The 13606-nt window shown below is 73.5% G+C and carries 11 protein-coding genes; 2 read left to right on the forward strand and 9 right to left on the reverse strand.

Annotated elements, in window-relative coordinates; all coding sequences use genetic code 11:
• Positions 1-27: 27 nt before the first annotated feature.
• The 5 genes from ACLJTM_RS11280 to ACLJTM_RS11300 all read right to left on the reverse strand — a co-directional run bounded on the left by ACLJTM_RS11280 (position 28) and on the right by ACLJTM_RS11300 (position 6122).
• A complete protein-coding gene (locus tag ACLJTM_RS11280; protein WP_411103374.1) occupies positions 28-789 on the reverse strand; it encodes a MerR family transcriptional regulator in 762 nt (253 codons plus the stop codon).
• Between the two features lie 109 nt (positions 790-898).
• Entirely contained in the window at positions 899-1411 is a 513-nt protein-coding gene (locus tag ACLJTM_RS11285; protein WP_411103375.1) for a DinB family protein, read from the reverse strand.
• Between the two features lie 94 nt (positions 1412-1505).
• Positions 1506-3593: a penicillin-binding protein 2 gene (gene mrdA / locus ACLJTM_RS11290; protein ID WP_411103376.1), complete on the reverse strand. Its 2088-nt coding sequence runs from the start codon at positions 3591-3593 to the stop codon at positions 1506-1508.
• Positions 3594-3696: 103 nt separating this feature from the next.
• Positions 3697-5154 (reverse strand): aldehyde dehydrogenase family protein, encoded by a 1458-nt coding sequence (locus ACLJTM_RS11295; RefSeq protein WP_411103377.1) that lies wholly within the window; start codon positions 5152-5154, stop codon positions 3697-3699.
• 89 nt (positions 5155-5243) lie between these two features.
• On the reverse strand, positions 5244-6122 hold the full coding sequence (locus ACLJTM_RS11300) for a helix-turn-helix domain-containing protein (protein WP_411103378.1): 879 nt from the start codon (positions 6120-6122) through the stop codon (positions 5244-5246).
• 345 nt (positions 6123-6467) lie between these two features.
• On the opposite strand from ACLJTM_RS11300, the gene ACLJTM_RS11305 reads away from it, so the two are divergent.
• A complete protein-coding gene (locus ACLJTM_RS11305; protein WP_411103379.1) occupies positions 6468-6956 on the forward strand; it encodes an ATP-binding protein in 489 nt (162 codons plus the stop codon).
• A gap of 156 nt (positions 6957-7112) precedes the next feature.
• Here ACLJTM_RS11305 and ACLJTM_RS11310 read toward each other — a convergent pair whose 3' ends face one another.
• From ACLJTM_RS11310 to ACLJTM_RS11320, 3 genes are all read right to left on the reverse strand, one after another.
• Positions 7113-7358 (reverse strand): DUF397 domain-containing protein, encoded by a 246-nt coding sequence (locus ACLJTM_RS11310; protein WP_411103380.1) that lies wholly within the window; start codon positions 7356-7358, stop codon positions 7113-7115.
• 118 nt (positions 7359-7476) lie between these two features.
• Entirely contained in the window at positions 7477-9522 is a 2046-nt protein-coding gene (locus ACLJTM_RS11315; protein WP_411103381.1) for an FUSC family protein, read from the reverse strand.
• Between the two features lie 380 nt (positions 9523-9902).
• Entirely contained in the window at positions 9903-11108 is a 1206-nt protein-coding gene (locus ACLJTM_RS11320; protein WP_411103382.1) for a DUF2786 domain-containing protein, read from the reverse strand.
• A gap of 111 nt (positions 11109-11219) precedes the next feature.
• Between ACLJTM_RS11320 and ACLJTM_RS11325 the strand changes: the two genes are divergently transcribed.
• The gene (locus ACLJTM_RS11325) at positions 11220-12893 is read left to right on the forward strand and encodes a bifunctional 3'-5' exonuclease/DNA polymerase (RefSeq protein WP_411103383.1); all 1674 of its coding nucleotides are present in this window, start codon (positions 11220-11222) and stop codon (positions 12891-12893) included.
• A 123-nt stretch (positions 12894-13016) separates the two neighbouring features.
• Here the strand turns inward: ACLJTM_RS11325 and ACLJTM_RS11330 are convergent, their stop codons facing one another.
• On the reverse strand, positions 13017-13508 hold the full coding sequence (locus ACLJTM_RS11330; protein ID WP_411103384.1) for a GNAT family N-acetyltransferase: 492 nt from the start codon (positions 13506-13508) through the stop codon (positions 13017-13019).
• Positions 13509-13606: the final 98 nt, after the last annotated feature.

Consider the following 13606-nt stretch of genomic DNA (forward strand, 5'->3'; position numbering starts at 1 on the left):
TCGGGGGTCGCAACCGTGACCTTCCGGCTACACGTGGCGCACCGCGTTGGCGGTGATCGCGTCCCTCAGATGGGCGGCGAAGCCCGGCCGCATGGCGTCGTAGAAGGCCGTGAACCGCTCGTCCGCGACGTACATGTCGCCGAGGCAGGTGTGGAACTCGTGCGAGCAGGCGTAGAACCAGCCCTCGATGTGCAGCCGGTGCTCCTCGGCCAGGTCCATGGCCCGCTCGCCCTCGGCGGGCTCGCCCGCCTCCAGGAGCTCCACGTACCGCCGGCCCCAGTCCGCGGACTCGTCCTGCATCCGCTTCCAGTCCTCCTTGGTGTAGGAGGCGGTCCGGCGCTTGGACTCGGCGTACGCGTCGGTGGTGCCCCAGCGCTCCTCGGCCTCCTGCGCGTACCGGCCCGGGTCCTGCTCCCCGAACACCTCGAACCTCTCCTCGGGCGTGAGGTCGATCCCCATCCTGTGTGCCTCCATGGCGTGCTCGACGGCCTCGGCCATCTGCTGGAGCCGGGTGATCCGGCCGGTCAGCAGGGCGTGCTGCCGGCGCAGCTGCTCCCGCGGATCCGACTCCGGATCGTCCAGCAGGGCCGCGACCTCTTCGAGGGGGAAGCCGAGCTCCCGGTAGAACAGGACCCGCTGCAGCCGGTCGAGGTCGGCGTCCTCGTACCGCCGGTGTCCGGCGTGGCTGCGGCCGCTCGGGCAGAGCAGCCCGATGCCGTCGTAGTGGTGCAGGGTGCGCACCGTGATCCCGGCGAAGGCGGCGACCTGTCCCACGGAGTAGCCCGTCATCTTCCACTCCTCCTGGTCGGTTGACGCCCTTCACTGTGGCGCCTCACGCGGCGTGAGGTGCAAGCCCGAGGGCCCCGGCCGGCCGGGGCCCCCGGACCGGGGCCGTGGCTCAGCCCATGGCGCGGGTGCCGTCGATGGACTCGCGGACGATGTCCGCATGGCCGGCGTGCCGGGCGAACTCCTCCACGAGGTGCAGCAGCAGCCAGCGCATCGAGACCTTCGCGTCCGCGGGGAACCAGGGCGCCGGCGGCAGCGGGAAGGAGTCGTCGAGGCTGGGGACGGCCGCGATGAAGGCCGCCGTCTCCTGCGCGACCTCCTCCCAGAAGCCGAGGACCTGCGCCACCGACTCGCCCTCGACGAGGCGGAAGGCGTCGCCCCAGCTCTCCGCGTCGCGCCCGCGCTCGTTGGGCCGCTGCTGGGCCATCCGCAGCCAGTTGAGCTCGCACTCCGCCGCGTGCTTGAGCAGCCCGGACAGCGAGAGCTCGCTGACGCTGGGGCGGCTCGCCGCCTGCTCCTCGGTCAGCCCCTCGGCTGCCTCGCGCAGGGCGGTGCGCTGCGCCTCGACGAACGCGAGGAGCGTGCCGCGCTCGTCACCGGGGACCTCCGTGGACACCTGAGCCATGACCGACCGCCTTCTTCCGTGCTTCCCGTGCCGTCTCCGGCTGACAAGGACCACGCTACGAAGGGATGCGGTCAGTTCCTGTCCTCATTGGGGTTCACCGGGCCGTGTTCTCCTCGTCCGGCCGGATCGCGGGCAGCGCGGTCGCGGGCTTCGGCAACAGGGCCTTGGCGAGGTCCTGCCGTCCCGTCGGGTCGAGCCCGTACATCGCCTCGTAGATCTTGCGGACGGCCGGCCCGGAGGCGCCGGAGCCGGTGCCGCCCTGGGAGATGGTCATGACGATGGAGTAGTCCTCGGTGTACGAGGCGAACCAGGAGGTCGTCTGCTTGCCCTGGACCTCCGCGGTGCCGGTCTTCGCGTGCATCGGGATCTGCTTCTGCGGCCAGCCGCCGAAGCGCCAGGCGGCGCTGCCGGTGGTGGCCACCGAGGCGAGGGCCCCGTCGATGTCGTCGCGCAGCTCGGCGTCCATGGGCAGCTTGCCCCGTTCCTTCGGCGCGATCTCCTGGACGGAGGTGCCGTCCGCGCTGACCACGGCCTTGCCGATGCTGGGCTGGTGCAGGGTGCCGCCGTTGGCAATGGCCGCGTAGACGGAGGCCATCTGGATCGGGGTGACCAGGGTGTCGCCCTGCCCGATCGAGTAGTTGATGGCGTCGCCCTCGCGCAGCTGGTTGCCCTGGCGGCAGTTCTCGTAGGCGATCTTCTCGGCGAAGGTGCCGTTCTTCTTGCCGTCACGGCACCAGGCGGCCTTGTTCGCGTCGAAGAACTCCTGCTTCCACTGCCGGTCGGGCACCCGGCCGGGCACTTCGTTCGGCAGGTCGACGCCGGTGCGCTTGCCCAGGCCGAACTCGTGGGCGGTCTTCAGGAACCAGTCGCCCGGGTTCTTCTTGGGGTTGATGCCGCCGTCCTTCTTCCACTCCTGGTCGGCGATGGCGTAGTAGACCGTGTCGCAGGAGACCTCCAGGGCGCGGCCGATGGTGATGTCGCCGTAGCCCTGGGACTCGAAGTTCGTGAAGGTCTGGCTGCCCACCGAGTACGAACTGGGGCAGGGGTAGCGGCGGTCGAAGGGGTAGCCGGCGTTGACCGCGGCCGTCGAGGAGACCACCTTGAAGATGGAGCCCGGCGCCGCCTGGGCCTGGATGGCCCGGTTCAGCAGCGGGTGGTTGGAGTCCTTGTCGGTCAGGGCCGCGTAGTCCCTGCCGGAGATGCCGCCCACCCAGGCGTTCGGGTCGTAGGTCGGGTTGGAGGCCATGGCCACGATGCGGCCGGTCTTGGACTCCATGACCACGACCGCCCCCGAGTCCGCCTCGTAGTTGCGGCGGGTGTTCTTGTCGTAGGTCTTGCGGGCGTCGATCATCGCGTTGTTCAGCTCGCGCTCGGCGACGGCCTGCACCCGCGAGTCGATCGAGGTCACCACGTTCGATCCGGGCAGCGACCGGTCGCTGTCGGCCTCGCCGGTGACCCGCCCGAGGTTGTCCACCTCGTAGCGGGTGACGCCGGCCTTCCCGCGCAGCTCCTTGTCGTACGTCCGCTCCAGGCCCGAGCGGCCCACCTGGTCGGAGCGCAGGTAGGGGGAGTCGCTGTTCTTCGCCTTGGCGATCTCCTCGTCGGTCACCGGCGAGAGGTAGCCCAGCACCTGGGAGGTGTTGGCGCCGTCCGGTCCCGCGTAGCGCCGCAGCGCGGTCGGCTCGGCGGTGATCCCCGGGAAGTCGCCGGGGTGCTCCCGGATCTGCAGGGCCTGCTCGGTGGTGGCCTCGTCGCTGACCGGGATGGGCTGGTACGGGGAGCCGTTCCAGCACGGCTGCGGGGTCTTCGCGTCACACAGCCGGACCTTGTCGAGGACCTCCTGGGGGTCCACGCCGAGGACGCCCGCGAGGCGGGTCAGGACGGACTTGCCCTTGTCCTTCATCGTGAGCAGCTCGGTGCGGCTCGCGGACACCACGAGGTGGGTGGCGTTGTCGGCGAGCGGGACCCCGCGGGAGTCGAGGATGGAGCCGCGCACGGCGGGCTGGACCACCTGCTGGACGTGGTTGTTCTTGGCCTCGTCCGTGTACTCCTGGCCGTTGCGTATCTGGAGGTACCAGAGCCGCCCGCCGAGGGTGAGGAGCAGGGAGAAGACCACGACCTGGATGACGACGAGCCGGTTCTGGACCCGAGGGGTCCGGCCGGTCTCCGGTATGTTGCTCAACGTGCTCTCCCCCGGGCGGCTGCGGCGTACGCCCGCCCGAGTCTAGTGCGGTGACCGGGCCCGTCCCGGGCCGGGTGCGCGGCCCCGGGTCGAAGGAGACGGCCTAGAACGGGAAGCGGGAACGGCCGTGCTGGACCGAGATCCACTTCTGGGTGGTGAAGGCCTCGACCGTGGCCTCGCCGTTCAGCCGCCCGAGGCCCGAGGCCTTCTCGCCGCCGAAGGCCGCCAGCGGCTCGTCGCCGATGGTCGAGTCGTTGACGTGGATCATGCCGGTCTCGATCCGCTGGGCGAAGCGGACGCCGCGCTCCACGTCCCGGGTGTGCACGGCGCCGCTGAGCCCGTAAGGGGTGGCGTTGGTCAGCCGCACGGCCTCCTCCTCGCCGTCGAAGACCACCAGCAGCGCCACCGGGCCGAAGATCTCCTGGCCGAGCAGCGGGGAGTCCTCCGGGATCCCGGCCAGCACGGTGGGTTCGACCAGGTTGCCGCGCGTGGAGCCGCGGACCAGCGCCTGTGCGCCCTCCTCCAGGGCCCGGTCCACCAGCGCGGTCAGTGCGTCGGCCTGGAAGGAGTTGATGAGCGGGCCGATGTGGGTGCCCGCCTCGTGCGGGTCGCCGGTCTTCAGGGCCCGCACCCGGGCGGTGAACTTCGCGGTGAACTCCTCGGCGACCGAGGCGTCGACCAGGATGCGGTTCGCGGCCATGCAGACCTGGCCCTGGTAGACGAACCGGCTGAAGACGGCCGCGTCCACCGCGTAGTCGAGGTCGGCGTCGTCGAGGACGACCAGCGCGCTGTTGCCGCTGAGTTCCAGGACGGTCCGCTTGAAGTGGCGGGCGGCGACCGCGCCCACGTGGCGGCCGACCCGGTCCGAGCCCGCGAAGGAGATCACCTTGGGGACGGGGTGGGTCAGCAGCGCGTCGCCGATCTCGGCGATGTCGGTGACCAGGACGTTCAGCAGCCCGGCCGGCAGGCCCGCATCCTCGAAGATCTTGGCGATGACCCCGCCGCCGACGACCGGGGCGTTCTGGTTCGGCTTGATCACGACCGCGTTGCCCAGGGCGAGGGCGGGGGCGACCGACTTCAGGGTGACCAGGAAGGGGAAGTTGAAGGGGCTGATGACGGTGACCACGCCGACGGGCAGCCGCTGGACCCGGTTCTCCTTGCCCTCGACCGGCGAGGCAAGGATCCTGCCCTCGGGGCGGACCGCCAGCTGGACCGACTCGCGCAGGAACTCCATGGCGAGGTGGACCTCGTACTCGGCCTTGGGGCGGGTCCCGCCGAGCTCGTCGATCATCGCCTCGACGATCTCCTTCTCCCGCTCCGCGGTGAGGAGCAGGGCGCGTTCCAGGACCGCGCGTCTCGCATAGGGGCTGGTGGCGGCCCATTCACGCTGGGCGCGCTCGGCGCCGCGGTAGGCCTGGTCCACCTGCTCGACGGTGGCCACCGTGATGGCCGCGAGCTTCTCCCCGTTGTAGGGGTTGACGTCGATGATGTCCCACGAACCGGTGCCGGCCAGCCATTCGCCGTCGATGTACTGGTGAGCCAGGTCGGTGAATATGGACATGCCATCCCTTACTGCGAGCGCGCACCCTTGCGCTGCACCGGAGACCGATCGGTCGTCATGCACTGATCAGACGTCATACTACGTGCGAATCAAGACAGTTGGAGCAGGCCCCGCAGAAGATCCCTGGTCCGGTCGGGGTCCGGGCAGTCCGCCTGGAGCCGCTCCATCGCCCGCCCGTACTGACCCACTTCCTCGTCCTTGTCGAGGTAGAGGGCGCTGGTGAGCTGTTCCAGATAGACGATGTCCTGCAGGTCGGACTCGGGGAAGCGCAGCAGGGTGAAGGCTCCGCTCTCGCCCGCGTGGCCGCCGAAGGAGAAGGGCATCACCTGCAGCTGCACGTTGGGCCGCTGCGAGACCTCGATGAGGTGCTCCAGCTGACCGCGCATGACGTCGCGGTCCCCGTACGGGCGGCGCAGCGCGGCCTCGTCGAGGACGGCGTGGAAGACGGGGGCGCTCTCGGAGACCAGGACCTTCTGGCGCTCCAGGCGCAGCGCCACCCGGCGGTCGATCTCGGCCGCGGTGGCCCCCGGCATGCCGCGGCTGACGACGGCGTGGGCGTAGGCCTCGGTCTGCAGCAGGCCGTGGACGAACTGGACCTCGTAGATCCGGATGAGCGAGGCGGCGCCCTCCAGACCGATGTACGTCTGGAACCACCCCGGCAGCACGTCTCCGTAACTGTGCCACCAGCCGGTCGCGTTGGCCTCGCGCACCAGCCCCAGCAGGGACTCGCGTTCGGAGGTGTCCGTGACCCCGTAGAGCGTGAGGAGGTCCTCGACGTCCCTGGCCTTGAAGCTCACCCTTCCCAACTCCAAGCGGCTGATCTTCGATTCGGATGCGCGGATCGAGTAGCCGGCTGCCTCACGGGTGATGCCGCGGGATTCTCGGAGTCGCCTGAGCTGAGAGCCCAGGAGGATGCGGCGCACCACAGAACCGCTGGCTTCTGCGGTCACTCGTACTGCCCTCCCCATCGCAATGGCGTGCGCGTCGCGGGGCCCCCGTACCCCAAAGGCCGCAGTCTGCCACCAAAACGCATCGGCCCGTACTCGTTCCGTAACGGAATCCCGCCTCCTGGAAAAGAAGTCCGCCAGGAGACGTAGGAAGAAATGAGCAAGAACCGTCACGTGAGGGGACACGTCCGGCGCGTGCACGTGCATCTGCCCTTGCATCCGGCTCCGGCATTCGGAACGATGGTGCCGCGCACCTGCGTGCTCTTCGCGCCGGCGCCGGACCCACCCCGCAGTTCTCTTTGGACGGAGCCGCCGCTCCGCCCGCGAATCCCGGGAGTGCCTCGCATGGGGACGAATGGATCGACCATGCTCGAGCCGTTACGGCAGGGGCTTCCCCCGGTCGACCCCACGGCTGTCTCCGGGTCCGCCTCCTGCGCTCTGCCCGCCCGCTTCGAGGCGGTGCGGGGCGCCCGCTCTTTCTGCCGTTCGACGCTGTCCCAGTGGGGCCTCGACGAACGGTTCGACGACGTGGCCCTGGTGGTCTCCGAGCTGGTCACCAACGCGCTGCGCCACGCCCTGCCGCAGGACGTGCGGGGTGCGGGCGGCGAGGCGGAGCCGCCGGTACGGCTGCACCTGATGCGGTGGAGCACCCGCCTGGTGTGCGCGGTGCGCGACCCCAGCGAGGAGCGGCCCGGCGGGGCGTTCTCGCCGGAGCGCACGGAGGAGAACGTCGACCTGGAGTCCGGGCGCGGGCTCTTCCTGGTCGACTCCTACAGCGACAGTTGGGGCTGGCACCCGCTCGCGGGACGGCTGACCGGCAAGGTGGTCTGGGCGCTCTTCCTGCTCCACGACTGAGGCCTGCCGGGGAGCCGCCCCGGCGCGCGCCGGTGGCCGCACGCACACGTGCACCGGCCGGGACCGATCCGTGCGATCGATCCCGGCCGGTGCACGTGCATGGCTTGATCCGGTCCGCTGTGCCGTCGCCGGTCAGGCGATCGGACGATCAGGACGTCAGGCGATCAGGTGGTCGAACTCGCCGTCCTTGACCCCCAGCAGCAGGGCCTGGATCTCGGCCGGCGTGTACACGAGCGCCGGCCCGTCCGGGAAGCGCGAGTTGCGCATGGCGACGTCGCCGCCGGGCAGTCTCGCGAACTCCACGCACGAGCCCTGCGAATTGCTGTGTCTGCTCTTCTGCCACGTCAGCTCAAACAAGGAAGCGAGTTCTGCAGCTGCCATCCCGTTGTACGCGTGGTCCACAGGAAGCCCCCGATAGTGCAGATGTCAACTGCACCGGATCATAGCTGTGTTCCTCAACGCCTGCATGGGCAGATGCACGTGCACGGAGGGTGCCCTCCTGATCACCAAAGCGACCGCCTCAGGAGCGCAGCGCCCGGGACACCTCGTCGAGCGATCCCAGGAACCGCTCGGCGGCCCCGCGCAGCACCGCCGTCCGCGGCCCGTCCCCGTCCTCCAGCAGGGCCCTCACCTCGTCCCATTGCGGGACCCGGCCCTCCCGGACCTCCCTCGCCCCCGCCTCGGTGGACTTGCGCAGCGCCTCGGCCAGCCGGGCCGCCTCCGGCACCGGCGCATGGGCCCGCTCCGGGAGGTGCGCCTCCAGCAGCATGGCGCTGCGGCCCAGGGCGGGCAGCGCCTCCCCGGCCGCGTCGGCGGCCGCCCGGGACAGCCCGCGGTGGCGCACCGGCTCCCCGGCCGCCCGGTCCACCGCCTCGTGCCAGGCGATGCGGGCGTCCCGGGCAGCCAGCAGGGCCTCCCGGACATCGGCGCGGCGGGCCCCGGCCGGATCGGCGTACTGGCCGAGCACGGCGGCCGCGTACCGGCCGTTCGCGGCGATCCAGTCGGCGAGGCGGGTCCGCAGCCGCGGGGTCTCCCAGGCCGGGTAGAGCGCGTACGCGAGCATCGCGAGCAGCCCCCCGACCAGGGTGAGGGCGACCCGGTCGGGCACGGTCTGGTCCCAGCGGACCCCGCCCATGCCGAGCAGGAACACCACGTACGCGGAGACGAACACCTGCGCGACGGCGTACCCGGTGCGCATCAGGACGTACATGAGCCCCGCGCTGACCACCGCGAGGAAGCCGGACAGGTACATGCCCGGGTGGGCCAGCTGCACCACCCCGGTGGCCACCGCCACCCCGACCAGGGTGCCGGTGAAGCGGGCCACGGCGCGGGAGTAGGTCTGCGTGAAGTCGGGCCGCATCACCATCACGGAGGCCATCGGCGCCCAGTAGGCGTGTCCCAGCGGCAGCGCCCGGCCGATCACCAGGCCCGCGCAGGTGACCGCGGTGATGCGCACGGCGTGCCGCAGGACCGGTGAGTCCGGCCGCAGTTCGGCCCGTACGGACGCCAGGACCACCGGCACCAGCCGCCACAGGGTGGGGCGCAGCATCGACTCCTCGGGATCGGCCCTGCGCCCGGTGCCGGGCCGGGCCGTCTCCAGTACGTCGTCCAGCAGCGCGGCGAGCCGGCGCGCGGCCCGCAGCGGCGGCCCCGCCAGCAGGTCCGGGGTGTCGGGTGACCTGAGGACCGCGAGGGCGGGCGCGGGCAGCCGTACGGGCTCCCCGTGCCGGATGGTCCGCGCGGCGGCGTCCAGCACGGACCCGGCGGCGGCGAGCAGTTCCCGTACCCGGTCGCGCTCAGGGCCTTCGGCCGGTGCCCCCGCGGCGGGGTCGGCGAGCGAGGCCAGCACGGGGCGGATCCGCTCGGCCAGCCCGCGCGCCCCGTGCAGCTCGGCCGGCCGCCGGCGGGCCTGGCGGGCGGTGACGGTGGCGGCCGCCCGGGCCCGCATCAGCGGCTGGGGGTCGAAGGGGGCGTGCGGGTCGTGGCGCAGCCGGCGGGCGTAGTCGGCCTCGGCGGCGAGGGCGTCGGCCAGCGCATCGCGCTGGGCGCCCCAGCGGCGGACGGGGAAGAGCACGATCAGCAGGGCCTGGACCACCCCGCCGGCGGCGATCATCGCGGCGTGCCCGGCCGCCTGGGCCACGGAGGTCGGCAGGGTGACGGTGACCAGCATGATCGCGACATTGCTGGAGGCGATGATCCCGGCCGTGGGGCCGGCCGCCCACAGCAGCCCCGCGGCGAAGGTCCACACGGCGAGGAGCGCGAGGAACAGCGTGGTGTGCGAGGAGCCGACGAGGTAGCCCACGAAGGTGGAGACGGCCAGGGTCAGCCCCGAGGCGAGGGCGAGGACGGGACGCGGCCGCCAGCTCTGCTGGAAGCTCGCGATGGCGGCCATGAAGGCGCCGAAGGCGGAGCTGGCCGCGGAACCCGGTCCGAGGAGGGCCAGTCCCGCGGCGATGACGATCGCGAGCCCGGCGGCGGCGCGCAGCGCGACCAGCGGCTCCAGACGGGTCCGCTCGACCTTCACGCCCGACCGGGCGGTGTGCTTCAGGGCCCGGAGCCAGCTCATGGCGCCGAGCCTAACGTTTTTCAGGACTTCTTCGGACATGTCGGCAGCGCGCGGACGCCTGCGGCGGCGGCGCTCCCCGAAGCGGGCCCGCGCCGCGGCCGACGTTCCGGTCGGGGCGCGGGCCGGCCGGGGCGCGGGCCGGCAGGAGCGCGGGCCGGCAGGGAGCGGCGGCGGCCGGGGGGCGCGGGCCGGCCGGGGGGCGACGGCCGGGAGCGGCGGCGGCCGGGGGGCGCGGGCCGGCCGGGGGGCGACGGCCGGGAGCGGCGGCGGCCGGGGGCGCGGGCCGGCCGGGGGGCGACGGCCGGGAGCGGCGGCGGCCGGGGGGCGCGGGCCGGCCGGGGGGCGACGGCCGGGAGCGGCGGCGGCCGGGGGGCGACGGCTCAGCCGCGGGGCAGCGGGGGCCGGGTGCCGCCCATGTGGGCGCGGTCCGCGGCGGCGGTGCCGTCCTCCCAGCCCGCATGGTCGGTCGCGCCGCGCAGCCGGGTGGTCGTGGTCCGCGGGAACATCTCCTCGGCCCGCGAGGTGACCGCCACGTCCCGGGCCACCAGCGCGGGCAGGTTGTCCGGCGCCCCGGTGGCCGCGTGCTCCGCGGTCTCGGCGAGCCGGTGTCCCAGGCGGCTGGCGTAGGCCAGCAGGAAGGACTGCCTGAAGGTCTTGGTCCGCTTGCGACCGCCCGACCGCTGCGCGGCCTCCGCGCGGGTCATCGCCGCCGTACCCTGCACCAGCAGCGAGGTATACAGCAGTTCCACCGCCTCCAGGTCGCTCTCGAAACCGACCACGGTGGAGAACCCGAAGCCGCTGTTCCACACCGCCCGGCAGCGGTTGGCCGTGGCCACCGCGTCCAGCAGCACCGCCTTCGCCTCCTCGTACGGCGGCTCGACACCGATCCGGCAGGCCCCCGGGACCCGCACCGGGCCGCCGCCGCGCGCGGCCAGCAGCGCCTCGTCCACGGTGTGCCGGGCCATCAGCTCCTGGGCCTTCGCACTGAGGGCCTCCGCCTCCTCCGGGAAGGTGGTCGCCTCGGCCTTCGCGAGCAGTGCGCGGATCCGGCCCAGCATGCGCGGCTCGATGTGGACGTGCTCCAGCGCGTCGGCCGGATCACCCGGCATCGGGCCCACCGGCTCGATCGAGGGCAGCCGGATCAGCAGCCGGAACACCTCCAGGAAGGCGGTGGCCAGCGTGAACCGGTCCGTCCGCTCGCGCCGGGCGAGCTGGTCCGCGTACGCCGTGTCCGCGCCCCACCAGACCTCGGCGTCCGTCCACCGCTCCGGCAGGCGGGCGTAGCGGCGCCCCTCGGCGGCGATCAGGTCCGCCGTGATCCGCAGGTGCCGTTCGGCTCCGGACTCCCCGGCCGCGGAGGCGCCCAGGTCCCGCCGGACCAGGCGCAGCAGGTCAGCCGGCTGCCAGCCCCGCTCCCAGCTCTGCCGCACGTACCCCGCCCCGCGCTCCAGCAGCTCCCGCCCCACCCCGGCCCACTGCCCGGGCTCGGCGGCGAGCAGCGAGGCGCCGGTGTCCAGCCCGGTGTCGTCCTGGGCGTAAAGGGCGGCGGCGAAGGCGCGGTCGACGGTCTCGGCAGGGGTGCTCACCCCCTCAGCTTGGCATGTCCGCCGCCCCGCCCCCGCCGGCCGGTGGGGGCGGCGGCACGGCCCGGCCCCGCCGCCCGGGGGATGTCACAGGGCGGTGGGAGACTCGCACCCATGAGCGACCGCACGCCCCGGTGGGCCCTCGCCGAGGACGGTGACGGCCGCTGGCACGCCGCGCCCGTGGACCCCGCGGCCGGCCCCCGCACGAGCGCCGGCGATCCGGCCGAGGCGGTCCGCGCCGCACCCGCGGGGGCCCGGTGGGTGTGGAGTTCCACCGCCGCCGTGTACCCGCGGCTGCTGGCCGCCGGGGTCCGCATCGAGCGGTGCCACGACGTGGAGGACGCCGAACTGCTGCTCCTCGCCCACGAGGGCCGCTCCGGACAGCCCCGGTCCGCAGCCGCCGCATGGGCCCGGCTCAACGGGTCGCCCGTACCGGCCGATCCGCCGCAGCGGACCGCCTCCCCCGGAACCCAGTCCTCCCTCTTCGACCCGCAGCCCGCCCCGCTCCCCCTCGACGCCCTGCTCGCCGTGCACGCCGAGCAGGTGCGGCGGCTCGACGCCACGGCCCGTCCCGACCGGATGCGGCTGCTCGTCGCCGCCGAGTCCGCGGCCTTCCTGGTCGCCGCCGAGATGAACCGCGCGGGCCTGCCCTGGCGGGCCGACGTCCACCGGGCCCTGCTGACCGAGCTCCTCGGCGAGCGGTACGCGGGGGGCGGCGAGCCGCGCCGGCTGGCCGAGCTCGCCGACCGCATCTCGACCGCGTTCGGCCGGCGGGTCCGGCCCGACCTGCCCGCCGACGTCGTCAAGGCCTTCGCCGAGGCCGGCATCAAGCTGAAGTCCACCCGCCGCTGGGAGATCCAGGGGCTCGACCATCCGGCCGTGGAGCCGCTGATCGAGTACAAGAAGCTGTACCGCATCTACACCGCCCACGGCTGGAGCTGGCTCGCCGACTGGGTGCACGAGGGCCGCTTCCGCCCGGAGTTCATCCCCGGCGGCACCCTCACCGGCCGCTGGGTCACCCACGGCGGCGGGGCCCTGCAGATCCCCAAGGTGATCCGCCGGGCCGTCGTCGCCGACCCGGGCTGGCGGCTGGTCGTCGCCGACGCCGACCAGATGGAACCGCGCGTACTCGCCGCCATCTCCCGTGATCCGGCCTTCATGGAGGTGGCCGGGGACCCGGCGGACCTCTACACCGCCGTCTCCCGGCAGGGCTTCTCCGGCGACCGGGACAAGGCGAAGATCGCCGTGCTCGGGGCCGTCTACGGCCAGACCTCCGGCGACGGCCTGAAGAACCTGGCCGCGCTGCGCCGCCGCTTCCCACGGGCCGTCGCCTACGTGGACGACGCGGCCCGGGCCGGCGAGGAGGGGCGGCTCGTACGGACCTGGCTCGGGCGCACCTGCCCACCGCCGGTCCGGCCCGGCGACGACGACGGGGGCGAGGCCGGCATCCCCCAGGACCGCGAGGAGGGGTGGACCCCCGGCTACGCCTCGACCGACACCCGGGCCCGCGGCCGCTTCACCCGCAACTTCGTCGTCCAGGGCAGCGCGGCCGACTGGGCGCTGCTGCTCCTCGCGGCCCTGCGCCAGTCCCTCGCCGGGATGCGCGCCGAGCTGGTCTTCTTCCAGCACGACGAGGTGATCGTGCACTGCCCGGCCGAGGAGGGCGCGGCCGTCGCCGAGGCGATCCGCGCGGCGGGCGACCGCGCCGGGCGGATCGCCTTCGGCGACACCCCGGTCCGGTTCCCGTTCAGCACGGCGGTCGTGGAGTGCTACGCGGACGCGAAGTGAAGGGGCGCCGGGGCGCCGACCCCCGGCCCGCCGACCGACGGGCGCGGCCCGGTCCGGGCCGGGCCGGGCCGGGCCGGACCCTGCGGGACATCCGGGGCCGGGGCCCCGGATGTCCGGTGCCGGTCAGCCCAGTTCGTGGGAGTACACGTGGAACTCCTCGCGGACGAAGCCCTCCGCCTCGTACAGCCCCTGCGCGACGTGGTTGTCGTAGGCGGTCTCCAGCTGCACGCCCCCCACCCCGGCCTCGCGCGCCCGGTCCAGCACCTCCCGCAGCAGCGCCCGCGCGGCGCCGGAGCGACGGCCGGCCGGGGCGACGTACAGGTCGTAGAGGATCCACGCGGTACTCAGGGTCAGGGAGGAGAAGGTCCGGTACACCTGAGCGAAGCCGACCGTTCCCGCCCCCGGCACGTCGGCGAGCAGCACGAGGGACTCGTCCTTGGCGATGCGCTCGGCGAGGTAGGCCCGCGGGGCGTCGGAGCCTGCTTCCGGGGCGACGCCGTAGAACTCCAGGTACCCGCGGAACAGCGCGGCGGCCACCTCCACATCGGCCTCACCGGCGGTGCGGACCGACACCCCCGCCCCCTGCTGCTCCTGCGTCCGACCGCTGCCGCTCATACGTCGCTCCTCGTGGTGTCCGACCGTGCCCCGCCATTGTGCGCGGGGCCCGCCCGACACCCGGAAGCGGGCCCAGCCCTTACCGAGACCGGGCTGGG

This window comes from Streptomyces sp. cmx-4-9, from assembly GCF_046548835.1.
Classification (GTDB): Bacteria; Actinomycetota; Actinomycetes; order Streptomycetales; family Streptomycetaceae; genus Streptomyces.

Bases quoted from the DNA above. Each gene is read 5' to 3' on its own strand.
- ACLJTM_RS11315 (WP_411103381.1), bottom strand. From the start codon at position 9,522: ATGAGCTGGCTCCGGGCCCTGAAGCACACCGCCCGGTCGGGCGTGAAG.
- ACLJTM_RS11285 (WP_411103375.1), bottom strand. From the start codon at position 1,411: ATGGCTCAGGTGTCCACGGAGGTCCCCGGTGACGAGCGCGGCACGCTC.
- ACLJTM_RS11295 (WP_411103377.1), bottom strand. From the start codon at position 5,154: ATGTCCATATTCACCGACCTGGCTCACCAGTACATCGACGGCGAATGG.
- ACLJTM_RS11330 (WP_411103384.1), bottom strand. From the start codon at position 13,508: ATGAGCGGCAGCGGTCGGACGCAGGAGCAGCAGGGGGCGGGGGTGTCG.
- ACLJTM_RS11325 (WP_411103383.1), top strand. From the start codon at position 11,220: ATGAGCGACCGCACGCCCCGGTGGGCCCTCGCCGAGGACGGTGACGGC.
- ACLJTM_RS11300 (WP_411103378.1), bottom strand. From the start codon at position 6,122: ATGGGGAGGGCAGTACGAGTGACCGCAGAAGCCAGCGGTTCTGTGGTG.
- ACLJTM_RS11305 (WP_411103379.1), top strand. From the start codon at position 6,468: ATGCTCGAGCCGTTACGGCAGGGGCTTCCCCCGGTCGACCCCACGGCT.
- ACLJTM_RS11280 (WP_411103374.1), bottom strand. From the start codon at position 789: ATGACGGGCTACTCCGTGGGACAGGTCGCCGCCTTCGCCGGGATCACG.